This is a genomic window from Nocardia arizonensis, from assembly GCF_001310275.1.
GTDB lineage: Bacteria > Actinomycetota > Actinomycetes > Mycobacteriales > Mycobacteriaceae > Nocardia > Nocardia arizonensis.
Genome location: NZ_LGYZ01000067.1, coordinates 1 through 22,099, shown reverse-complemented (window position 1 = coordinate 22,099; position 22,099 = coordinate 1). Strand labels below are relative to the sequence as shown.

The window sequence follows — 22,099 nt, the reverse complement described above, 5'->3', positions numbered from 1 at the left end:
CGCGGGCTGTTCAGAGCGGCACGTCCCAGAACGCGTATTCGTGCCGCATTCCCTCCAGGAAGTGCCGTCGCGCGCGTGCCGTATCGCTCGCCGCCTCGTCGAGCATCTGGGCGCAGCGGCGAGTGAGCGCGGCGAATCCGGGATCGGCGTAGGTGTCGATCCAACGCCGGTACCGGTGATCGGCGGGCGGGTTCTCGGCCAGGATCGCGCCCAGCGTCGAATATCCCCACATGCACGGATACAGCGCGGCCAGGCCGTCGGCGTAATCGGCGGCCGAGTCCAGCAGGAACGCGGTGTACTCCGCGCACGGACGACCCTTGGCCGCGCCGGTGAGGTCCGCGCCGAATTCGGCGGCCAGTTCACGGTGCAGTGCGAGTTCGTCGTGGAAGGTCGTGTGCGCCAGGTCGACGAGGTCGCCCAGGTGTGCGGCGGGCGCCTGCCAGGCGAGACGGCTGAAGACTCGGACGTAGTCGAGCAGGAACAGGTAGTCCTGTTCCAGCCAGGACCGGAAGACCGGCTCGGGCAGCTCGCCCGAGGCGATGCCCGCTACCGTCGGATGGGCCAGCTGCCGGTCCACCAGTGGGCGTCCGAGTTGTTCCAGATGTGCCGCGAGACTCATGCGTGCAGTCTGGCCCACCCACCGAATTGCGCCGCATCCGGTGGGGGCGCACGCTGTGCGGGTGGTGTGGTGGGACAACGGTGATGTGGTGCGGATTCTCATGCCCTCGGAACAGCGTTTCGTGCGGCACGCGACCTATACGGGTCGCTCGGTGCGGGTGTGCGGTGGCCTCGATACGGCGGCACTCGACGCGGCCTTCGCGGCGCTGACACGCGCCTATCCGGTACTGGTCTGCCGAATAGGCGAGGACGCCGACGGAAACGGTCATCTGCTGCGCCCGTCGGGCGAGCCGGTGCGAACGTGGGTGGCGCCGGGCGATCCCGGCTCGGTGCGGATTCCGGGCGCGGCGATCGATCCCCGGGACCGACTGGCCTATCTGGACGTGACGCCCGCCGTCGCCGGAATCGCCCGGGTGACGCTGTTCGTCCACCACGCCGTCGCCGATGCCGGGCACTGCGTGGAGTTGTTCACCCGATTGTGGTCGTACTACACCGATTACGTCGAAACCGGCGATGTATCGGTGGTGCCGCACGACTATCCGCGGTCGCTGGAGTGGTATGCCGCCGAATGCGGGGTCGCGCGCGGGCCGCTGTCCGGTCTGGAACGGGTGCACCGACCACTCGAAGCCAACGAGCGGATCGTGCCGCCCGATCCGCCGCACCCTGTGCCGCCCGCACTGGCCCATCCGGCGCGAACCGTGCTCGACGTCGAAACCACCTCGCGCGTAGTCGATCTGGGACGCACCTCGGGGATCGGGGTCAACGGTTTGGTGACCGCGGCGTTGCTGCGCGCGTGGGCCGCCGAGCGCGCGCCGGGCGAGCCGCTGCGGGTGAACTGCGTCTACCCGGTCGACCTGCGCGCCCGGTCGACACCGCCCGTTGCGGCCGCGGCGGGCACGAATATGGCCGGCCTGACCGGCTTCTCGGCGCGCATCGACCCGGCGACCGGATTCGCCGAACTCGGCGCGCGCGTCGCCGAGCACCTGCGCGACGATCTCGCCTCGGGACTCATCGCGCAGTCGGTGCTGCACTTCCCGGACTACTTCGGACCGCGGCGCGTCTACTCGCTGGCGGGCCATATCGCGATAACCAATACCGGCCGGGTGCCGATCTTCCGCTCCCCGGACGGACTGGAACTGTCCGACTACGAGATCGTCTACCTCTCCGCCCATCCCCGCCCCTCGGCGGGCGCCTCGGCCGCGGTGACCTTCCTCGTCTACACCAGCGCGGATCGCCTCACCGTCGGCGTACTCGGCGGCGGTGAGGCGGGGGCGCGGCTACCGGACGCGGTGGCGAAACAACTACACACGCTGGCCGCCGAGTCCGTCGGCGATCGGCGAACAACCAAGGGGAATTGACGAATTCGATCCATCGCGCCGGATATCGGCCGTGTCCGATGGGCTCGTTGCCGATAACGTCGGTGCACGACGGACAACGATCGAGACGAAGGCGGGATGGATCGGTGCGAACGTACGGGAACCGGCTCGACGGCGCCGCGGCGATCGGCGCCGCGGCGGTGGGGGCGGCCGAGGCGGTGGCCGCCGTCGGCGGCGGCTCGCTGATCGACACCATCGCGAGGGGGATGATCGATACCGCGCCGATCTCGGTCGTCGAGACCACCGTCGCGCTGACCGGACGGCACGACAAGACCGTCAGCCGCGCCGCCGCCGGTGCCGGCGCGGTGGCGCTCGCGGCGGCACTCGGGACGCTGCCGTCGCGGGTGCGCGGTCCGGTCATCGGGGCGGCCGGTATCGCGGCGGCGGCGCTGGCGCTGCGGCCCTCGCATCGCGCACCCGCCACGGCCGCGGGTGCGCTCGTCGCCGCCGCTGTCGTGGCCGCGGGCGCCCGAGCGCGCCCGCGGGCCCTGCTCGGCACCCTGACCTGGGCCGCCGCCGCCACGGGTCTGCTGGCGGCGGCCCGGACCGCGCAACGCGGCCACGACCGCCGACACGCCGAAGCCATTCGCAGGCTCGGTCCGGTCGGCGCGCTCGGTCTCGCCCCCGAGGACGGATTCGAGGGCCAACCCGGACTGTCCGCGCTCATCACCTCCGAACACCGGTTCTACGTCGCCGACGTGAATCCGCGCCCGCCGCGCATCGATCCGGGGCGGTGGCGGCTGTCGGTCACCGGCATGGTCGCCCATCCGCTGCGCTTGACGCTGGCCGAGTTGATCGCCGACGCCGTCGAATTCGACGCCGTCATGGTGTGCGTGCACAATCGCGCGGGCGAGGGCAGGGTCGGCAATGCCCGCTGGTTCGGTGTCCCGCTCGCCGCGCTGCTGCGCCACGCCATCCCGGAAAACGGTGCGACCCGCCTGGTCACCCGCGCCGTCGACGGCTACACCATCTCGCTGCCGGTGGCCCCGCTGCGCTCCGGTGAGCTGGCGGGCTACCTCGTCGTCGGCATGAACGGCAAACCGCTCGACCCCGCACACGGCTTCCCGGCCCGTGTCTTCGTACCGGGTCTCTACGGCCAGTACACCGGCGTCAAGTGGCTGACCGAACTCCAACTCACCGACGACAGCCACACCGACTACTGGTGGCGTCGGGGCTGGACGTCCGACCCGCTGTGGGTGCGCCCGCACGCCCGCATCGACTCCGCAAGGCCCGGCCGCGACGCCACCGTCCTCACCGGGGTCGCCTGGGCCCCGCCGCACGGCGTGGCCGCGGTGGAAGTCTCGGTGGGACAGGGGGATTGGCGACCGGCCGAACTCGCCGCCGAACTCGCCCCGGCCGCGTGGCGGCGCTGGCGCGTCACCATGACACTGCCGCCCGGCGCACACGAGGTCCGGGTGCGCGCCGTCGCCGGGACGGGGCAGATCCAGGACGGTGACCGCAGGCCGCCCTATCCGGCGGGTCCGTCGGGCTACCACACGGTCACCGTAACGGTGTCAGGGTCAATTCAGAATCGGCCGCCGCGGCTGACCCGCCGCGAACCGCTCGACCCCCCGTAACCGCCCGCGCGATAACCGCTCGATCCGGGGCGTCCCTGATTCGCCGCACCCCGCAGCAGTCCGTCGATCAGGATGCCGCCGAGGACCGCACCGGCCCGCACCGATCCCGACTGCGGTCGGCTCGCCTCGAAGGCGCGCACCCCCGCCTGCGCCTCCTGGAGCGCGCGCCCGGCGAGGTCGGCCGCCGACCGCGCGTGTGCCAGCGCCTGCGCCGGGTCGCCGTCGTGAAGCTGTTGGGCCGCATCGAGATTGCGCTGCGCCTCGGACAGGCGGGTGCGCGCGTCGGCCTCTACGCCGCCGCGGCGGGTGGTGATGAAGTCGGTGGCCGCGCCGACCCGTGACCGGGCGTCGGTGAGCGCCTGATCGAGTCGGCGGCGCAGATCCTCGGCGGCCAGTCTGCGGTCGGTGGCCGCGGCGATGGCGCGATCCAGCTCGCCGTCGGCGGCGACCGCGTCGTGATAGGAACCCAGCGGATTGGTCGCGGCGGCTGCCGTGGCCGCGTCCAGCGCACTCTGGGCCGCCGCCCGCGCCGCGCCGAGTTCCGCGCCGCCGTATTCGGACAGTTCGGACGCGGCGGCGATGTCCTTGCGCAACTCCTCGAGCACCCTGGGCAGCCCGTCCCCGGCCTGCTGGATGTCGGTGGCCGCGTGGTCCACCGCGTCCAGCAGCGTACGGGCCTGCCCCACCGCGGCCTCGGCCGCCCGGATCGCCGCCACCGCGCCGCCCTGCCGCCCGACCGGCAGCGACACCGCCGCCCGGCCCGCGTCGATATTCTGCTCCGCGAACGAGATACGCTGCTTGGCCATCTCCACGTTGTCGTGCACGGGTGCCAGCACACTGGCCGGATACGTCGAGTTCAGCCGCGCCGATTCGGCCTCCGAGCCCGGCAGCCGCCCGGTGAGTTCGACCAGATCCCGCGTGAGCGCGTCCAATCGGTTCGGCGCGTCGATGAGCAGATTGCGCATCTCGTCGAATTCGGCCACCCGCGCGTCGAGTTCCCGATCGGCGTGACCGGCCACCCCGATCAATTCCACCAGCAGGGCGCGCTGTTCGTCCGGAGTCTCCGCGATATCGTCGTCGAGCCGCTGGCGGATACGGAAAGCCTCGGTGGCGGCGGATTTCGCCGCGTCCAGCGCCGCGGTGAAGGGCGCGGTCGCGGTCACGCCGAACTCACCGGTCGCCAGGTCCAACTCCTCGGCACTTGTCCTGATGGCATTGTCGATCTCGACCAGCATCTCGCGCGAGCGCGACTGCAATGCCTCCAGCGGCAGCGCCGCGAGCGCGGTGCTGTTGTCCGGGTCGAGATTTCGCGCCGCCGCCAATTCCGCGCGCGCCCGGTCACGGCGGCGCTTGCGCGTGAACAGCACGAGTCCGCCGACCGCGACGATCACCACCACGCCGAGGATCACCAGTGTCCGTATATCCGCACCGCCGCCGCGCATGGCCGAATTCAGCCCGTCCGCCGTCGCGATCGCGGCATCGGCCCACCGCGTCTCGCGCAGGGCGGGCTCGACCCGTCCGGCGAGCAGATCGTCCAGCTCGCCGTCGCTGACACCCGCGGGCAGGTCACCGTAGAAGGCATACTCGGTCGCGTTCGTCCCCACCGCGAGCAGCAGATCCCGCGGCCCGAACAGCGACTGATCCGCGGTGCGCGCCGCCCAGGTCTGCGGATCGAGGCCGCCGAAATCGTGGACGTAGACGATCCACAGCCGCGTCCGCTGATCGGCATAGAGTTGATCCACCGCCGAACGCACCCGGTCGACCTGCCCCGCTTGCAGCGCGGTCGCCTTGTCCACGACATAGGTGTCCAGGCGCGTCGGCGCCTCCGCCGCCGCGGGCGGTCCGCCGACGAGTAGGGCGGCCGAGAGCACGACGAGGATCACTCGCGCGCATCGGCGGGCATGGTGCGACGGCGTCAGCGGCATGCCATGAATCTAATCCCGGATCAGGCTCGGTCCGTGGTTAGCATCGAAGTGTGATCACGATCGAGCGCCCCTACACCGGCCACGTGTCCCCCGGATCGAATCCGCAGCAGCGCGACATCCCCGGAGCCCGCATCGTCAAGATGTCGGTGGGCCGGATGGACAACAACTGCTATCTCGTTCAGGACGCCGCCACCGGCGCGGCCCTGCTCATCGACGCCGCCAACGAAGCCGACCGCATCGCCGAACTCGTCGCCCAGGAGTTCCCCGGCAAGATCCGCCTGATCGTCACCACCCACCAGCATGCCGACCACTGGTTCGCGCTGAAGGAAACCCAGGCCGACACCGGCGCCCCCACCGCCGCCCACGAACTCGACGCACCCCCGTTGCCCGTCGTCCCCGACCGCCTCCTCGCCGAAGGCGATACCGTCGAGATCGGCGACCTCACCTTCCACATCATCCACCTCACCGGCCACACCCCCGGTTCGGTGGCCCTCGCCCTCACCGACGAATCCGGCCGCACCCACCTGTTCACCGGTGATTCCCTGTTCCCCGGGGGTCTCGGGCGGACAACGAATCCGCAGGACTTCAACGCCCTGTTCGCCGGCGTGACCAGCAAAATCTTCGACCGATACGGCGACGACACCATCGTGTACCCGGGCCATGGTGACGACACCACCCTGGGCGCCGAGCGCCCGCAGCTGGGGGAGTGGCAGAGCCGCGGATGGTGACGGTGGCTGCCCCGGGTTGCGGCGGAAACCCCGATCATCGTCGACCGGCTGCGCGGTCTGTCCGTCCGGGTGTGGCATGCTTGGTGATGGGCACGGGTTGTTGCAGTGATCGCCCGGCTCGCAACAGGAAGTAAATAAAAGTATGTCGCAAGGCAGTGTGAAGTGGTTCAACGGCGAAAAGGGCTTCGGATTCATCGCCCAGGACGCGGGCGGCCCCGATGTGTTCGTCCACTACTCGCAGATTTCCGGCTCCGGCTTCAAGTCCCTCGATGAGGGCCAGCGTGTCGAGTTCGAGATCGGCCAAGGCCAGAAGGGCCCGCAGGCCCAAGACGTCCGCGCCATCTAGGAGCCGACGAGAACGGAAACCCGCGCGATCCGCGCGGGTTTCTTGCTGTCTGTGCTCAGTGACGATCCGTCGGGTCGAGCACTACCGCGTTCGAGGAACGCGCGGGTGGTGAAGTCCGCGGCTATCGGTCGACGATGCGGACCGTCACGGCTATGCCCTCGGCGGTCGCCTCGCGACTGAGGTCCTTCTCGAGTCCGCGAGGATTGCCCAACTGACCCTCGTGATCGATGACGATGCACACCAGGTGGCTGATATCCGGGTGTTTGGCGTATTTGTCGCGGTCGACGATCAATTCCTCACCCACCTTGCGGGCATTGAGCGTCGGCCTGCTCTTCTTGACCTCGACCGCCGTGCCGAAATCGGGGAGGGTGAAATCTATGCGGGCCGAACCGCCCGCGTAGTCGGGCACCCAGTTCTCCTCGCGGACATCGTCGAAGAACAGTACGAGCAGCGACCGCAGCAGGTCCTGGACATCGTATTCGTCCTTCACCCTGAGAGTTTCGCGCTTGTCGTGGCGGCGACACAGGCTGCGCTCGACGTAGAGCATGCGGTTGGCGATCTCGAGGACGATCTTCACCGCGTCGATCTGCGCGCCCGCGAATTCCACGGCGCCCGCGGAGTTCTCGGTGACCAGACTGCCGGAGGCGAATTCCCGGAACAGTTGCCCGATCGCCCGGGACTTCTCCGAGGAGGAGCGCTGAATGGCGGCGTAATCACCGCTCTCCGATTTCTCGGCCTCTTCCTTGCCGGGAATCCAGTAGCGGGGGAGGATCTTGTTCAGCGCGGCGAGGTTGGTGAGCTTCGGATGCGGGACATATCCGTCGCCGTAGGTCTCCGACAGCATCTGGTCAAGATCGAACAGCCGATCCGGCGACGGGCTGTAGGGCGGTTCGCCACCGGTCAGCCAGCGGTAGCGGTGCACGAGGGCGTCGAAACCGTAATCGGCCTTGTCCATGTTCCAGTGCACCAATTTGGCGTCCTGGTAGTCGTCGAGGAAATCGAAGAATCCACGCAGCAGCGCGGTTTCGCGTTCCTCGACGCTCTCGCCCTTCATATCGGCGAGACTGAATGCGCGGGTGCTGCCGTCGGAGAGGATCGTCACGCTGATACAGGTCACCGGGACCGGACTGTCCTTGGCCTTGTACAGATTCCCGGACGCGTAGTGGACGGCCATGATCGATTCGGCGCGGTCCAATGCCTGTCTGAGCATCTGAATGCGGATCTCCGACGCCATGCTCACGTGCGCACCCCATAGGTTCGGATCGTGCGTTCCGGCCACAACAGCACGGTCAGCGGTGCGTCGGGCAGTGAGCCGTGCCCGGTGTCGAGGGCCGCGAGCCGGGCGCCGACATAGGCCCTGCCGCCGCGCTGGACGTAGTGCCCGCAGACGATCGGCTTGCCGATGACGTCCGCGCCGTGCTCGGCGAACAGCGCGGGATGCGACCCCAGCGCCACGTCGCCACGGGTGCGAGAGGTGGGGTCGGCTGGATTGGGTCCGCAGTGCGAGGCGAAGATGTCGTCGCGTTCGAAATAGTCCGAAAGTCCTTCGAGGAAGGCCACGTGGCTTTCCGGAATCGCGCGTTCGAAGTCGCCGCGGATATCGTCGCCCGCGACCGAGGTGTATGACGCCACGGTGGAGAGCCCGCCGAGCGCGATGAAGGTCGACAGGTCGCCGCCGCGCAGGAAGTCGAGGACGGCCTGATCGTGATTGCCGCGCAGCATAGTCAGATGATCGGGGAAATTTCGCTGCGCGTCGAGCAATTTCTGCACCACCGCACGAGAATTCGGCCCCCGGTTGACGTAGTCCCCCAGGAAGACCAGATGCCGTTTACCGCAGAATTCCTCGAGCACCGGGTCCACGGCCACGTCCATGCCGTGCACGTCGCCCACGAAGGCGACCGGCGACGACCTCACCGGGGCGGCAGGGCGGTAGCGGTGTAGTTCATCGAACCCACGTCGGTCATTGCCTGTGCGATGAGCATGGACGCCTGCGGATCGGTGCGGGCGAGGTCGACGGCGAGCCCCGCCAACGTCTTGCCGTGCGGGCGGACCTCGAACAGTGCGATCACCTGTGCCCGGATCGCCAGCGCGTCCGCGTAGGACAGTTCCTCCGCGCGCCGCAGCCGCACCACCCGCAGCAGTTCGCCGCCGTAGCGCGCGGCGGCCACGTCGACGTCGAAATCCGGGGCGCCCGCCTCGATGGTCGTCATGTAGAGGTAGGAGCGGAGCAGGTAGATGCCGAGGCGACCCAACGATCGGAAGTGTTCGCGAAATTGATCCCGGTCCACGACCAGCGCCCCCGCCGCGGCGGTGAGTTCGTCCACGAGGCGCTGGTACCCGGCGGGGGGACGATAGGCATCGAGCGCCCTCGTCAGCACACCGTGCGGGTCGGTCAGGCGAATGCCCTCGGTGCGCAGGTGCAGGATGAACAAGCTGCCCTTGGCGGCCATCTGGTGCAGGTGGTTGGGCGTGTACGCGGTGACCGAGACCCGGCCCGCCTTGTACGAACCGGGATTCTGCGGAACCACTTGCAGGACATCGACATCGGAGTCGGGGTCGGCCGATCCCCGCGCCTGACTCCCGTAGAGCATCAACGCCAGCGCGACGCCGCGGATCGCGGACTCGACCTCCGACAGCAGCGAGGACTCGAGCCCAACGCCGGTCGCGAGTCCATCGAGGGTGGACAGAGGTCGCGCCGTCATGGAGGAAAGGTTACCTCTCCGAGGCGCCGTGAGCCGGTCTGTGTGACGATCCCATCTTCGCCCGCGGCGTGCCGTATCGAGACAGCCACACCGCAGCATCGTGCCGATTCGGCTACCCCGCCCACGGACAAATCGCCGATATATCGACATCTGCTCACGCGGGTCGGTGCCGGCGCCCGCGTCGGCCGAGTGTCCGTTCGGACCTGCCCGTTTCCGCCCGCGCGGCCGGGGGCCGCACTGCTCGAGCGGTGGGCGAACCCGCAGCTGTTCCGCGCCGGCACGGGATCGTCCGCGACGGCGCGTGGCCCCCTTGCCCCGTGGACGGGCCGATCCGGCGAACGGACAGAATCGCGGCGTGGCGACTCGCCACACGTCAGGCGCCGGGCCCACTGTGACCGAGGACGCAATTCGGTCTCGTCCCGAATGTCGCCCCGGCGAGTCGCCGACCCTTGCGGCGACCGACTCATCGGATCGTCCTCCCCACCTGGCAGACTTGGAGCGTGAGTTCGCCGACCCAGCAGTTCGCGCCCGCGCATGCCCCGGATGCCGGGCTGCCGCGCGGATTCGGCGCGGGCCTGCGGCGCTGGGCGTCGCGCCTGGTCATCGGGACCATCGTGGCGGGCGCGGTTCTCGTCGGCGGCACGGCATTCCGGGTGTGGCAGGTGGCGCGCATCGATGACTACACCAAGGCCGACGCGATCGTGGTGCTCGGCGCCGCGCAATACTCCGGCACACCCTCCTCGGTCTTCGAGGCCCGACTCGACCAGGCGTACAAGCTGTTCCGACTCGGAGTCGCGCCCAAGGTGATCACCGTCGGCGGCAAACAGGAGGGCGATATCTACACCGAGGCCGCCTCCGGCAAGAACTACCTCCAGTCCCTCGGTGTCCCCGCCGATCACATCCTCGCCGTCGAAACCGGATCGGACACGCTGCGCAGTATCGAGGCCGTCGCCACCGCGATGGCCGCGCGTGACATGTCCTCCGCTGTCCTGGTCAGCGATCCGTGGCATTCCCTTCGCACCCGAACCATGGCCCGCGATGCCGGCCTGAAGGCGTGGACCGCGCCCACCCGCACCGGTCCGGCCGTGTACACCCGGGAATCGCAGGCGCACGGCATCGCCCGCGAGACCGGCGCGCTGCTGTGGTACCAACTCACCCATTTCTCCGCCGATTTCGAATACACCGCGGGCCAGTGATATCCGATGACTGACGGCTATACCGAACACGACCGCGCGCGCATGGTGGTCGAAGGCGCGAAGACCGCCGGACTCGGCCCGCCGCGCGGCGAATTCGAAACCGGTCACCGCACCGAGTTCGCGCGCGACCGCGCCCGGGTCCTGCACTCCGCGGCCCTCCGCAGACTCGCCGACAAGACCCAGGTCATGGGTCCGCGCGACGGCGACACCCCACGCACCCGGCTGACCCACTCGATCGAGGTCGCCCAGATCGGCCGCAGCATCGCCGACGGCCTGGGCTGCGACCCGGATCTGGTCGATCTGGCCGGACTGGCCCACGACATCGGCCACCCGCCCTACGGACACAACGGCGAGAAGGCACTCGACGCGTTCGCCGACGCCTACGGCGGCTTCGAGGGCAATGCGCAGAATCTGCGCATCCTCACCCGCCTCGAACCCAAGGTCCTCACCGCCGACGGCGCGAGCGCGGGCCTCAACCTCACCAGGGCCGCCCTGGACGCGGCCATCAAGTACCCGTGGGGCCGCCCCGGCCCGCGCACCAAATTCGGCGCCTACGACATCGACCTCGATCGCCTGGCCTGGATTCGGGAGGGCGCCCCCGACCGCGCCCAGAGCCTGGAGTGCCAGATCATGGACTGGTCCGACGACGTTGCCTATTCGGTGCACGACGTCGAGGACGGCGTGATCGCGGGCCGCATCGAACTGCGCGCACTGGCCGACCCGGCCGAACAGGCGGCCCTGGCGCGCATGGGGCACCAGCAACACCCCGCGCTGTCGCCGGAGGAACTCGCCGCCGCCGCCCAGCGCCTGTCCGAGCTGCCGGTGGTCGCCGCGGCCGTCGGCTACGACGGTTCCTTCGCCCACGCGGTCGCTCTCAAACGCCTCACCAGCGAACTCGTCGGCCGCTTCGCCACCGCCGCTATCGGGGCGACCCGCGACGTCGCCGGTCCTGCCCCGCTCGCCCGCTATTCCGCCGACCTCGCCGTCCCGCCCATCGTGAAGGCCGAGGTCGCCGTGCTCAAGACGGTCGCGCTGCGCTACGTCATGTCCGACGAGAAGCACAAGCGCCGCCAAGCCGTGCAGCGCGAACGCATCCGCGAGGTCGCCGAGCGTCTCCTGCGTGACGCACCCGCCCATCTCGACCCCGTTCTGCTGCCGTGGTGGCGGGAAGCGCCCGACGAGACGGCCAGGGTCCGGGTGATCGTCGACCAGATCGCCTCCTACACCGAGAGCCGCCTCGAGCGCATCGCCGCGGAGCTGTCCATATAGCGGGCGCGCGGGCGTCCGGATCGAAGCGGCATCGGACCCGACGCTAGACTCTGCGGGTGGCCGGACGACTCCCAGATCGCGATATAGCAGCAATACGCGAACGGGTCCGGATCGAGGATGTGGTGGGGGAGTACGTCGCCCTGAAGCGGGCGGGCGCGGATTCCATGAAGGGCCTGTGCCCGTTCCACGACGAGAAGTCCCCGTCGTTCCACGTGCGGCCCAACCACGGCCTGTTCCACTGCTTCGGCTGTGGGGAGGGCGGCGACGTCTACAAATTCCTTCAGAAGATCGACCACATCGGTTTCGTCGAGGCCGTCGAGCAGATGGCCGACCGCGTCGGCTACCGGATCAACTACGAGGGCGGCGGCACCTCCGTGCAGCGCGACCGCGGAACCCGCGCCCGGCTGGTAGCCGCCAATACCGCGGCGCACGAGTTCTACATGGCCCGCCTGCGCGAGCCCGACGCCGAAGCCGCCCGCACCTATCTCACCGACCGCAACTTCGATGGCAACGCCGCCCGGCAATTCGGCTGCGGCTATGCCCCCGAGGGCTGGGACACCCTCACCAAACACCTGCTGCGCCAAGGATTCGAATTCAAGGAACTCGAGGCCGCCGGACTCTCGAAACAGGGCAAACGCGGCCCGATCGACCGCTTCCACCGCCGTCTGCTGTGGCCGATCCGCAACCTCGGCGGCGAGGTCATCGGGTTCGGCGCCCGCAAACTCTTCGACGACGACACCATGCCGGGCAAATACATCAACACCCCGGAAACGGTGCTGTACAAGAAATCCCAGGTGCTTTTCGGTCTCGATCTGGCCAAGCGTGAGATCGCAAAGGGACATCAGGCCGTCGTGGTCGAGGGCTACACCGATGTCATGGCCATGCACCTGGCCGGAGTGAAAACCGCCGTCGCCTCCTGCGGCACCGCCTTCGGTGACGAGCACATGGCCATCCTGCGCCGCCTGCTCATGGACGACAATTTCTGGCGCGGCGAGATCATCTACACCTTCGACGGCGACGCCGCGGGTCAGGCGGCCGCGCTGAAGGCGTTCGCGGGCGACCAGAAATTGGCGGGCCAGACCTATATCGCCGTGGCCCCCGACGGCCAGGACCCGTGCGAACTACGGCAGCGATCCGGCGACGGCGCGATCCGTGATCTGGTGGCCCGGCGAACCCCGCTCTACGAGTTCGTGATTCGCGGTCTGCTCGCAGAATACAACCTCGACCAGGTCGAGGGTCAGGTGGAGGCGCTGCGCCGCGCCGTACCCGTCGTCGCCCAGATCAAGGACAACGCGACCCGCAAGGCGTACGCGACCCGCCTGGCCGGCTGGGTCGGTTGGGACGACATCCAGACCGTCGTCCGCCGCGTCGGCGAGGAAGCCAAACGCGGTCGCGCGGGCGCAACCGCGTCGCGCCGCTCCGAACCGGTCGCCGTCGCCGAACACGTTGCGGCCCGGCCGAATCCGAACGATCCTGTCCTGCGCCCGCAACGTCAGGTGCTGTGCGCCGCCCTCCAGTATCCCGCCATCGCGGGCACCGTCTTCGACTCTCTCGACACCGAGGCGTTCACCCACCCCGCCTACGTCGCCATCCGCACCATGATCGCGGACGCGGGCGGCGCCTCGTGCGGCCTCGGCGGCGCGGAATGGGTCAACGCGGTATCCGACCGCAGCGACGACCTCACCGCGCGCGCTCTGGTCTCCGAACTGGCCACCGAACCCCTGCCGGTCAAGTCCGCCGACGACATCCCCCGCTTCGTCACCGGCGTATTGGCCCGCGCACAGGAGGCGTGGGTAGGGCGGCAGGTGGCCGAGCTGAAATCCAAACTCCAGCGCGTCTCCTCGACCGAGGAAACCGACACCTACATGTCATTGTTCGGCGACCTCGTCGCCCTCGAGCAGTACCGCAAGAGCCTGCTCACCCAGGCGATGGGCAACTCCGACGATTTCGTCTCCGGCTGAGCCCCGCCAAGGGCGAACAACCACCCCCGGCGGGAATCGCTCAGCGGCGCAACTGATCATGCGGCACGAGCACCGTGGTGCGCTCGTCCAAAGGCTCCATCGGTTCCAGTTGCGGCCGCGTGCTGAGCTTGTCCGACAACCTCTGTCGGCCCACCATCACCAATTTGCGCGTGACCGGACTCGCCGTCACCGCGCGGGTGGCCGCGCTGATCTGCTCGTACCGAGCCCGCCCGGCCTTCGTGCCGAGCACATACCCGGCCGCCAGGCCGATGATCAACCGCAGCATCTCGTAGAGCTCCTCCCATTGCCGGTGCGCGGCTACCATCCTGCCCGACACCCCTGACACCTGTCGATCCGGCTACGGAGCGCCGAGTTCCCCACCCCACCGGCGCGTCGCACACACCCCCGAAACCCCACCTTCATCACCCGCATCACCGCAGCTAGCGACACGATTTGGGAACCCGACCATGCGTACGCTAAAGTTTCTTCTCGGCCCGCCCGGTACGGAAAGGCCGAATAAGGATAGTCCCCTATAGCTCAATTGGCAGAGCAGCCGACTGTTAATCGGCAGGTTTCTGGTTCGAGTCCAGATGGGGGAGCGCTGACCAGGGCGAACATATCAGTTCGACCCTGGTCATTATTCGTTTCGGGGTTTGAACGACACGTTTTGTCCCGCGCGGCGCCGCGGCGAAGTCAAGTGCCTGGGTCGGGTGATCGATGTGGTGCCGTTCGGTGGCGGAGTCATTGGCGTGGCCGAGTTGCTGTACTGACCCCTGGCGGCCTTACTGGTATGCGACGGTCTTGGGGTCGACCGAGGGGCTTGGCGTGCTTGAAGTCTGTGTGGGTTCCGGATGCCGTCGTCGCGGTTGGGGTGATCGGGACCGGTTCGTCGTCGAATGCCTCGGGTTGGACCGTTGGACGTGTGGGAGGGTGCGAACGGGATAGGAAGCTGTCCGTACGCCGGAATCCGTTTTGGTCCACGCCTCGTGGAGGAGTTCCCTCGCCTGCGATGCGAATGATGGTGCCGGAGAATGTGATGCGTGGGCTCCTGTGGTCGAGCTCGGCGTCGGAACCCGATCACGGTACGCCTGTCGATACCTCCGACGTAGGTCTGCAATCGCTCGAACGAGTAGCTGCCAGAGGCCGTCGCGCATCCAGGCGTGGTCTGCCGGAACGTCGAGGCGATATCGCTGTCCCTGGGCCAAGGTCTTCTTCAGTTCGTAGTAATACGCCCGCACACAGCCCCGATCGTCGGTGTCCGTCGAGCACGTCCATGTCTACGGGCAGTGTCGCTACACGTGTCGGACGAAATGCATTCCGTCGGAATGTGATCGGTGGCGAGTGGGGCCCCGCGCCATCGCCGCGCGGTTCGGCGGTGACCTCGGACCGGCTCGGGGTCGAGGGCAACTCACTGCTATCCCACGATCGACGCGACAGGATCGGGCTATGTGCGGAGTCAGCGAAGCAGGCCGTTGGCGATTACGTCGGCGGCGGTTTCGAGGAGTTCGCGTAGTTCGGATTCGTTGCGATGGAGTTGGTCGGGGCGCCAGTTGAGGCTGATTATGCCGTTCCAGGCGGCCAGGAGGACAACGGCGACCTTGGCGGGGTCGACGGGGCGGGCGATGCCCGCCTCGACACCCAGGCGGATGGCTTCGACCATGCGGTCGTTCTGTTCCTTGATCTGTTCGGCCATGCGCTCGATGAGGTCGCGGCCCGCGGCGTACTGGCCGGGGTCGACGGGGAAGGCGAGCATGCGGAAGTACTGCGGATATTGCAGATAGAACTGGAGGTACTGTTCGGCGACCGCGTAGATCTGCTCCGCCGGCGTGCGGTCGGGGGTGAAGGCGAGATCCATGAACTGGCGGTCGACTTGGAGTGCGCGCTCGACGATCGCGGCGTATAGACCGGCCTTCGAGCCGAAGTTGTTGTAGATCGAGCCGACGGCGACACCCGCTCGTTCGGCGATCTCCTCCACGGTCACGTCCTCGGCCGAACGATCGCTGAAGATCTCTTCCGCCGCGCGCATCAGCGCATCGATCGTGCGCTGCTTCCTGGGATCCACACCCACCCCCTTGTTGTATTCATTGCAATAGATTCGGTGAGTTGCTAGCCTACGCTTCGAGGTTCTTGCAATCATTGCATGAACTTCGATAGTGGAAGTGGACGGTCGGCCCGGCGTCGCGCGGCGCACACGGTCGTGACGACTCCGATGTGAACGGCTGTTCGATGCATCGGCGCATTGGCATCTCGGTTGCGGATGGCAGGTGGCGAAGCTGCCGAGCGATGTGGTGTGCGGATTTCCGGGGCAGGTCGTCGGCCGCGGTCGAGCGGCACTGCCTGCGTTCCGGTCGAGAAGCCTGGCCTACCTGTCGTCTTGTCGGGAGTTCCTCATGAAGACATATTGCAAAATCGTAGTCGATGTCGACGGGTCCGAAGTCTCGGAGATCGCGGTGCGCAGGGCGGCCGATATCGCGGTCGGCACCGGCGCCGAACTCGTTCTGGTCTGCGCCTATGACAAGTCACCCATTCGCGACGTGGAGGCCATCGCCGACATACTCAAGGAAGACGGATATCTCGTCCGCGGCATGGCGCCGGTCGATGGTCTGCTGCGCACCGCACGCGAATGCGCCCTGGCCCGCGGTGCGGGTGTCGTGGTGCGGCGCGCGGTTCCGGGGTGGCCGGAGAAGGTGCTGGTGGATGTGGCCGCGGAAACGGCAGCCGATCTGTTGGTGGTCGGTGATCGAGGGGCAGGTACCGCGATCGGGCGGAGATTGGGCCGCCTGCCCGACGAGGTCGCCCGCAAATCGCGTATCGATGTGCTCGTGGTGTATGCGACCGGTGCCGAAATTCGGCCGTATGGGAGGTCCGACATGCCGAGTGGCCGGTGGCAGTCACACAATGCCGACTCCCTGCTGCGGGCAGTGCTTCCGCCGCGGGTGCAGTCGATCTTCGGAAAAGCGACTGATACGACGATGGCTGCCGAGGGCGGGAATTCCGAGTAGCGGTGCATGCCGTGATCGGTGACGGGCGGGGTTGCGTCGCGACGCAACCCCGCCCGTCACCACGCAACTCCGAGCCCCCCGATGAGTTGTCGGCGTTGTCGGCATTGTCGGCGCAGGCCGAGGAACCCGGACGGTGACCTGAAACCCGCTGGGCTCGAATATGAGTCGATGACAGCGATGCTATCCGCCGGAGCGGATGATCTCCTCGATATTGCGTTCGGCGAGGGCGCTGATCGTGAACGACGGATTGGCGGCTCCCGCGTTACCGGGCACAGCCGCACCGTCCATGACATACAGCCCGCGGTAACCGTGCACTCGGCTGTAGGCATCGGATACCTGACCGATGACCGCGCCGCCGAGCGGATGAGAGCACGCCTGGCCGTAGCCGAACTGGGGCGGCAGGATCGAGATACCGCCCGCTGCGGCGACTTTGGCGCTGACCGCCGCCGCCGCCGCCATCGCGACATCGCCGCCGTTACGCGGCCAATCGAGGATCACGGAGTCGGAATTGGGCTGATACACGAACCGTCCGCGGGTCGGGTCGAGCACCAGTCCCACGACGACGAGCTGACCGGTATCGAAGGTGACGCCCGGAATGGAGAAGTTTTCCAGGGTCGTCGGAATGCCGGACTCATCGAGGATGCGGCTGGCCAGCGGGGCGCCGTTGGTGCCGATATTCGGGGAGTCGAGCAACCAAGGGGCCATAACCGCGTCGCCGTTGGAACCCCAACCCTCGCCGACGAATTCGTTGAGGTTCGGCAGTCTGCCGGTATCGCGTGCGTGGACCAGCAATTGCGAGGTGCCGATCGAGCCTGCGGCCAGGAACAGTCGGTCGCAGGTGAGGGTCCGGGTGCGTAGCACTTCGCCGGTGGGTGCGAGTTTGGTGATGGTCACGCTGAAACGGCCGTCGGGTTCCGCCGCGATCGCATCCACCCGGTGGCCCGGATAGATGTGGGCGTTTCCGGTGTCTTCGGCATCACGCAGATAATTCTGGGTGACGTCGAATTTGGCGCCGTTCGAATTGCCCATCGTGCTGTATCCGATGGTCGCGGACGGCCGTGACCGCCCCTGCAACTCGTCGCGCACAATGCCCCAGTCGAAGATCGAACCGACCGGCAGCGGTTTGTAGCCCGCCCGGCTGACCTTGATATCCCAGGCCCGCGTGTGGGCGAACGCGGGGGAGTTGTAGATGTCCTCGGGCATGTTGCTGATACGCAGCATCTGCCGGACCCGCGGATAGTAGACATCGTTCATTTCCGCGTAGTCGACGATACCGCCGAACAGCGAGTCGAAGAATCGCTGCTCGGGTTGGACCGTGATGCCGGTGTAGACGATCGAACCGCCGCCCACGGCCGCGGCGCGCAGAATCCGCATATTCGGGAAGTTGTCGATGCACAGGACACCGCCGAAATCATCGACGCCCAAAGGGACCGGCACGCCCGCCACACTCGTGAATATGTCGGAGAAACTGTCGCGGTGCCAGACCCCGCGACCGTCGGGCGCGCCTTCGCTGCAGAAGATGTCGCGCCACGGGTCACGCGGCCACCGGGAGCCCCGTTCCAGCACCGTGACCTCGACACCGGCCTCCGCCAGCCGCAGCGCCGAGATCGCGCCGCCGAATCCGGAGCCGATCACGATCGCGGGCGTGTGATCGGGCGGATCCGGCAGGGGGGCGAAGATCTCGGGAACGAGACTACGGTACAGGCCGGTTCGCGGACTTTCCTCGGCGTTGGCGACGGCGGACCGACCCACTGCGAGACCGCCCGGCACCAGTGCCGCGGTCGCCGCTAAAGTGCCACTCTTGAGGAAGGCACGCCTGTCCATATGAACTCCCATTTCATCAGTTGCTTCAACATTCGGGGTGGTCAGGTGCGACGCTCCGCCACGAATGCCGCTTCGACTTCGCGTCGCAAATTCGTCTCGACATGCCGCACCGCCTGGCCGACGAGCATGTCGTTCACTTTTCGAAGTGCGCGACCGGCGAGTCCGCCCAGCATCGGGTAACCGATTCCGACTCGGAACAGGGTCTTGTCCTCGTCATGCCGTTCGAATTCGAATCGCGCGGAGACATCGGGTCCTCGCACCGATTTCAGGGCGATCAACTGCCCGTCCTGCCAGTCGATCGTCGCCAGCCTGAACGTGATCGCCGTGACTCCGCCGGTGAACGAGGTATCGAAAAGTGCGCCCTCGCCGTATGTTTTGTCGCCGTACGGCTCGATGCTCGACACGCCGTACATCCACTTCGGGATGTTGCGGTAGTCGGCGACGTAGGAGAACGCGAAATCACGGGGCACGGCGAGTTGACCCTCCCGTTCGACGCTGCCTGTCGTCGCCATCACTTCGCCGATTCGGGTGCGTACGCGCCGTCGGCGGCGAGTCGAGCGTCCTCCGACAGCAGGACGGCGGCCTCCCGCTCACGGACGGCGTCCTGATCGTCGCCGAGGCGACGGTCCGCGGGGCGGGTGTAGAGCGGGTCACCGCCGTACATGGCTTCGACGAAGCGCTGCCGCCCGGCGAGTTGGCGTTGTTCCGCGCGCCGCTGGTAGTCCGCGCGGTGATCCGGGTCGATCGCCTGGATGAACGCCTCCGGGTGCACGATGGCCAGCAAACCCGATACGTGACCGAAGCCGAGCGAGGTCAGCAGACCGGCCTTGAGCGGCAACCGATCACCGAATCGCAGCGGTTCGCGCGCCCAGACGAGATGCCGGTATTCGAGCATCTGATCATCGACGCAGTCCAGGCTCCGATTCGGCGGTACGACACCGCTGGTGAGCGCTTGGCACAGGCCGATGAGCTGAAAGGCCGCGGCACCGCCCTTCGCGTGTCCGGTCAAACTCTTCTGCGAGATCACGAACAGAGGTGCGCCGGCAGAGCGGCCGATGGCCTCGGCCAGTCGCTCGTGCAACTCGGATTCATTCGGGTCGTTCGCCGCCGTCGATGTGTCGTGCTTGGACACCACCGCGATATCGTCCGCGGTCACCCCGAGCCCATGCAGGGCCGCGGTGAGCCGGGCATCGGGACCGCCGCGTCCCGCGCCGAGTGCGCCGAGTCCGGGCGCCGGGATCGAGGTCTGCACCCCATCGGCATAGGACTGTGCCCAGGCGACCATGCCGAGGACCGGAAGGCCCATGGCCAGAGCCACATCACCGCGCGCCAGCAGGATCGTGCCGCCACCTTGGGATTCCACGAATCCGGCACGACGCCTGTCATTGGCGCGGGAGAAGCGTTTGTCCTCGATGCCCCTGTCCGACATGGCCGCCGAATCCGCGGTGGCCGACATGTCGCCGAATCCGACGATGCCCTCGATACTGAGATCGTCGAATCCGCCCGCGACCACGAGTTCTGCCTTGCCGAGCCGGATCTGGTCGACACCCTGCTCCACCGACACCGCCGCCGTTGCGCATGCGGCCACCGGGTGGACCATCGCGCCGTAGCTGCCGACATAGGACTGGACCACGTGCGCGGCAACGACATTCGGCAGGGCTTCCTGCAAGATGTCGTTGGCGTGGGATTCGCCCAATATGGTGTCGATGTAGAGCGAGCGCATCGAGGTCATGCCGCCCATACCGGTGCCTTGGGTATTGGCCACCAGGCTGGGATGTACCCAGCGCATGAGTTCGGCGGGGCTGAAGCCGGAGGAGATGAAGGCGTCGACGGTCGCGACGATGTTCCACAGCGCCACCCGGTCGACCGAGAGTGCCATATCCGCCGGGATCCCCCATCTGGTTGGGTCGAAGCCCGTGGGTATCTGTCCACCGACAGTGCGGGTGAGTTTCATGGTGCGTGGCACCCGGATCTCGGTGCCCGCCTTACGGGTCACCTGCCATTCCCCCGTATCGGCGGCCGGCGTGAGCACCGTGCGCTCCGGATCGGCGGCCGCGAAGGCACGGGCCTCCTGTTCGCTCGACACGACGAAGGTGAGGTCCTTGTCCAGATACACCGACACCAGCAGCGGTGAGGAATTGTCGATCATGGCGCCGTCGTCGGCGTAGCGGCGGATGCCGCAGCGCTGGTCGACCTGCTCGCGGTACCGGTCGGCGAGCTCTGATTCGGCGACGAACTCACCAGTGGCCGCGTCGTACCAGCCGGGTTCGGGATCGTTCTCCCACGCGACAAGTCCGGTGGTCCAAGCCAGTTCGAGCACGCCGGCGGCAGAGAGCTCGTCCTCGACCTCCATTTCGAAACGGGTGCGCGACGAACCGAGCGGGCCGAGTTCGCCCGCGCCGACGATGACAACCATCTCGGTGAGATCGGTGGTGACGGCGGTCCATTCGGGAACCGGCAGCACGGAAGGCATGGTCGGCGGTGCGGGTAGCGCCGCGATGGTCCGAGATCTGGCCTCGCCTGTGTTCAAAGGACTTTCGGACACCTCCACCCGTGCCTGCTCGGCAAGTGTGGACAGGTCGAGTCTCGCCTCGGCCAGCCCGCCGGTGAGGTCGATAGTGAGCGGGGAGCGCCGGGCATAGTGTCGTGCCCGCTTGCCGGCGCATTTGAGCAGTTCCTCGGCGATCTCGGCGGTTGACCAGGTGCGCACACCCGCTTGCTCCACCACCGCGACCAGCGGGTCGTTGTGCCCCATCAAACCGGTGCCGCGGACCCAGCCGATCAATGCGTGCACCAGGGTGACATGATCGGCCCAGCTGCGCTCGGATTTCCATTTCGCGACGATCACGTCGAGCGCGGCCTTGGATTCGCCGTACGCGCCGTCGCCACCGAATGTGCCGCGATTCGGCGAACCGGGCAGGATCACGTGCAGGGCGGTGTCGATATCGGAATCCGCGCCGAGGGTGGACAGTCGGCCGATCAGCCGCTCGACCGACCACAGCAGTACCCGCATCTCCAGTTCGGCGCGCGCACCGGAGTCTGTGAGCTCCCCACCGACCCGCGGTGCCGCGAACGGGAACAGCAGGGTCGGGCGGACCGCGGACCGCAGCAGGGTTTTCGCGCCACCGACGATGTCGACGTGGTCGGAGCCGATCCATTCGATCAGTCCGTCCACGTCCTGGTAGGAGGCGAGATTGGCGGGGACGACCCACAGTGCCGCACCCGGTCGGGCGTTATTGCGATAGAGCTCCCGGTAGAACGCGAGCCGGTTCGCTTCGAGTCGGGATGTGGTGGCGAAGACCGTCGCGCCGCCACCGAGGAGGCCGCCGATCACCGAGGCTGCGATCGAGCCCGGACCCGCACCGGTCACGACGGCGACGTCCTGCGCCCACGGGCCCGCGTTCTCGGTGTCGCCAGCGGCTTCGGCGATCTGATCGTAGAGGTCGGCGAGTTCGTCGCGACCTTCGTCGTGGGCGCGCGATTGCCACCATCGCGACTGGGCCGCGACGGCTTCGCCCGCCCCCACGAAGCTTTGGATGCTCACCGATTCCAGGAGTTGACCTTCGATCCAGATG

The 22,099-nt window shown here is 67.8% G+C and carries 18 protein-coding genes and 1 tRNA gene; 9 read left to right on the top strand and 10 right to left on the bottom strand.

What is annotated here, in order from left to right; translation table 11 throughout:
• Nucleotides 1–10: 10 nt before the first annotated feature.
• Complete coding sequence (locus APZ21_RS12480; RefSeq protein ID WP_054813451.1) at nt 11–619, bottom strand: TenA family protein; 609 nt, start codon at nt 617–619, stop codon at nt 11–13.
• Here APZ21_RS12480 and APZ21_RS12475 point away from each other — a divergent pair.
• Both APZ21_RS12475 and APZ21_RS12470 read left to right on the top strand, forming a co-directional pair.
• Nucleotides 618–1,976, top strand: coding sequence for a phthiocerol/phthiodiolone dimycocerosyl transferase family protein (locus APZ21_RS12475; RefSeq protein ID WP_082393045.1), 1,359 nt, complete (start codon nt 618–620; stop codon nt 1,974–1,976). The genes APZ21_RS12480 and APZ21_RS12475 overlap by 2 nt on opposite strands.
• A gap of 104 nt (nt 1,977–2,080) precedes the next feature.
• A complete protein-coding gene (locus tag APZ21_RS12470) occupies nt 2,081–3,571 on the top strand; it encodes a molybdopterin-dependent oxidoreductase (RefSeq protein WP_054813450.1) in 1,491 nt (496 codons plus the stop codon).
• Here the strand turns inward: APZ21_RS12470 and APZ21_RS12465 are convergent.
• On the bottom strand, nt 3,520–5,496 hold the full coding sequence (locus tag APZ21_RS12465) for a TPM domain-containing protein (RefSeq protein WP_054813449.1): 1,977 nt from the start codon (nt 5,494–5,496) through the stop codon (nt 3,520–3,522). The genes APZ21_RS12470 and APZ21_RS12465 overlap by 52 nt on opposite strands.
• A gap of 50 nt (nt 5,497–5,546) precedes the next feature.
• Here APZ21_RS12465 and APZ21_RS12460 point away from each other — a divergent pair, with 50 nt between their 5' ends.
• Together APZ21_RS12460 and APZ21_RS12455 are read left to right on the top strand one after the other, a co-directional pair.
• Nucleotides 5,547–6,224 carry an MBL fold metallo-hydrolase gene (locus APZ21_RS12460; RefSeq protein ID WP_054813448.1) on the top strand — a complete coding sequence of 226 codons (678 nt, stop codon included), beginning with the start codon at nt 5,547–5,549 and terminating at the stop codon, nt 6,222–6,224.
• A 142-nt stretch (nt 6,225–6,366) separates the two neighbouring features.
• Nucleotides 6,367–6,570, top strand: coding sequence for a cold-shock protein (locus tag APZ21_RS12455; protein WP_039828343.1), 204 nt, complete (start codon nt 6,367–6,369; stop codon nt 6,568–6,570).
• A 121-nt stretch (nt 6,571–6,691) separates the two neighbouring features.
• On the opposite strand, the gene APZ21_RS35090 is transcribed toward APZ21_RS12455, so the two are convergent.
• The 3 genes from APZ21_RS35090 to APZ21_RS12440 are packed head-to-tail and all read right to left on the bottom strand — an operon-like array spanning nt 6,692 to nt 9,272.
• Nucleotides 6,692–7,804, bottom strand: coding sequence for a PD-(D/E)XK nuclease domain-containing protein (locus tag APZ21_RS35090; RefSeq protein WP_054813447.1), 1,113 nt, complete (start codon nt 7,802–7,804; stop codon nt 6,692–6,694).
• A gap of 2 nt (nt 7,805–7,806) precedes the next feature.
• Nucleotides 7,807–8,484 carry a metallophosphoesterase gene (locus tag APZ21_RS12445; protein WP_054813446.1) on the bottom strand — a complete coding sequence of 226 codons (678 nt, stop codon included), beginning with the start codon at nt 8,482–8,484 and terminating at the stop codon, nt 7,807–7,809.
• Complete coding sequence (locus APZ21_RS12440; RefSeq protein ID WP_054813445.1) at nt 8,481–9,272, bottom strand: nucleotidyltransferase domain-containing protein; 792 nt, start codon at nt 9,270–9,272, stop codon at nt 8,481–8,483. Before APZ21_RS12440 ends, APZ21_RS12445 begins: the two co-directional genes overlap by 4 nt.
• Before the next feature lie 500 nt (nt 9,273–9,772).
• Here APZ21_RS12440 and APZ21_RS12435 point away from each other — a divergent pair, with 500 nt between their 5' ends.
• From APZ21_RS12435 to dnaG, 3 genes are read left to right on the top strand one after another with little or no spacing between them, the layout of a single operon-like run.
• Nucleotides 9,773–10,468 carry a YdcF family protein gene (locus tag APZ21_RS12435; protein WP_054813444.1) on the top strand — a complete coding sequence of 232 codons (696 nt, stop codon included), beginning with the start codon at nt 9,773–9,775 and terminating at the stop codon, nt 10,466–10,468.
• A gap of 6 nt (nt 10,469–10,474) precedes the next feature.
• A complete protein-coding gene (locus APZ21_RS12430; RefSeq protein ID WP_054813443.1) occupies nt 10,475–11,737 on the top strand; it encodes a deoxyguanosinetriphosphate triphosphohydrolase in 1,263 nt (420 codons plus the stop codon).
• Between the two features lie 56 nt (nt 11,738–11,793).
• Nucleotides 11,794–13,698, top strand: a complete 1,905-nt coding sequence (gene dnaG, locus APZ21_RS12425) for a DNA primase (protein WP_054813442.1) — start codon at nt 11,794–11,796, stop codon at nt 13,696–13,698.
• A 40-nt stretch (nt 13,699–13,738) separates the two neighbouring features.
• On the opposite strand, the gene APZ21_RS12420 is transcribed toward dnaG, so the two are convergent.
• Nucleotides 13,739–13,984, bottom strand: coding sequence for a hypothetical protein (locus APZ21_RS12420; protein ID WP_054813615.1), 246 nt, complete (start codon nt 13,982–13,984; stop codon nt 13,739–13,741).
• A gap of 240 nt (nt 13,985–14,224) precedes the next feature.
• On the opposite strand from APZ21_RS12420, the gene APZ21_RS12415 reads away from it, so the two are divergent.
• Nucleotides 14,225–14,297, top strand: a tRNA-Asn gene (locus APZ21_RS12415).
• An 857-nt stretch (nt 14,298–15,154) separates the two neighbouring features.
• On the opposite strand, the gene APZ21_RS12410 is transcribed toward APZ21_RS12415, so the two are convergent.
• Nucleotides 15,155–15,760, bottom strand: coding sequence for a TetR/AcrR family transcriptional regulator (locus APZ21_RS12410; protein WP_054813614.1), 606 nt, complete (start codon nt 15,758–15,760; stop codon nt 15,155–15,157).
• Nucleotides 15,761–15,962: 202 nt separating this feature from the next.
• Between APZ21_RS12410 and APZ21_RS12405 the strand changes: the two genes are divergently transcribed.
• Complete coding sequence (locus APZ21_RS12405) at nt 15,963–16,700, top strand: universal stress protein (RefSeq protein WP_239476595.1); 738 nt, start codon at nt 15,963–15,965, stop codon at nt 16,698–16,700.
• A 180-nt stretch (nt 16,701–16,880) separates the two neighbouring features.
• Here APZ21_RS12405 and APZ21_RS12400 read toward each other — a convergent pair whose 3' ends face one another.
• The 3 genes from APZ21_RS12400 to APZ21_RS12390 form a co-directional block, all read right to left on the bottom strand.
• Nucleotides 16,881–18,524, bottom strand: coding sequence for a GMC oxidoreductase (locus APZ21_RS12400; RefSeq protein ID WP_054813441.1), 1,644 nt, complete (start codon nt 18,522–18,524; stop codon nt 16,881–16,883).
• Between the two features lie 41 nt (nt 18,525–18,565).
• Nucleotides 18,566–19,036 (bottom strand): SRPBCC family protein, encoded by a 471-nt coding sequence (locus APZ21_RS12395; RefSeq protein WP_054813440.1) that lies wholly within the window; start codon nt 19,034–19,036, stop codon nt 18,566–18,568.
• On the bottom strand, nt 19,036–22,099 hold a 3,064-nt coding region (locus tag APZ21_RS12390; RefSeq protein ID WP_275426201.1), incomplete at its 5' end, for a beta-ketoacyl synthase N-terminal-like domain-containing protein. The genes APZ21_RS12390 and APZ21_RS12395, both read right to left, overlap by 1 nt.

Bases quoted from the DNA above. Each gene is read 5' to 3' on its own strand.
- APZ21_RS12395 (WP_054813440.1), bottom strand. From the start codon at position 19,036: ATGGCGACGACAGGCAGCGTCGAACGGGAGGGTCAACTCGCCGTGCCC.
- APZ21_RS12480 (WP_054813451.1), bottom strand. From the start codon at position 619: ATGAGTCTCGCGGCACATCTGGAACAACTCGGACGCCCACTGGTGGAC.
- APZ21_RS12430 (WP_054813443.1), top strand. From the start codon at position 10,475: ATGACTGACGGCTATACCGAACACGACCGCGCGCGCATGGTGGTCGAA.
- APZ21_RS12440 (WP_054813445.1), bottom strand. From the start codon at position 9,272: ATGACGGCGCGACCTCTGTCCACCCTCGATGGACTCGCGACCGGCGTT.
- APZ21_RS12400 (WP_054813441.1), bottom strand. From the start codon at position 18,524: ATGGACAGGCGTGCCTTCCTCAAGAGTGGCACTTTAGCGGCGACCGCG.
- APZ21_RS12475 (WP_082393045.1), top strand. From the start codon at position 618: ATGCGTGCAGTCTGGCCCACCCACCGAATTGCGCCGCATCCGGTGGGG.
- APZ21_RS12465 (WP_054813449.1), bottom strand. From the start codon at position 5,496: ATGCCGCTGACGCCGTCGCACCATGCCCGCCGATGCGCGCGAGTGATC.
- APZ21_RS12420 (WP_054813615.1), bottom strand. From the start codon at position 13,984: ATGCTGCGGTTGATCATCGGCCTGGCGGCCGGGTATGTGCTCGGCACG.
- APZ21_RS12455 (WP_039828343.1), top strand. From the start codon at position 6,367: ATGTCGCAAGGCAGTGTGAAGTGGTTCAACGGCGAAAAGGGCTTCGGA.
- APZ21_RS35090 (WP_054813447.1), bottom strand. From the start codon at position 7,804: ATGGCGTCGGAGATCCGCATTCAGATGCTCAGACAGGCATTGGACCGC.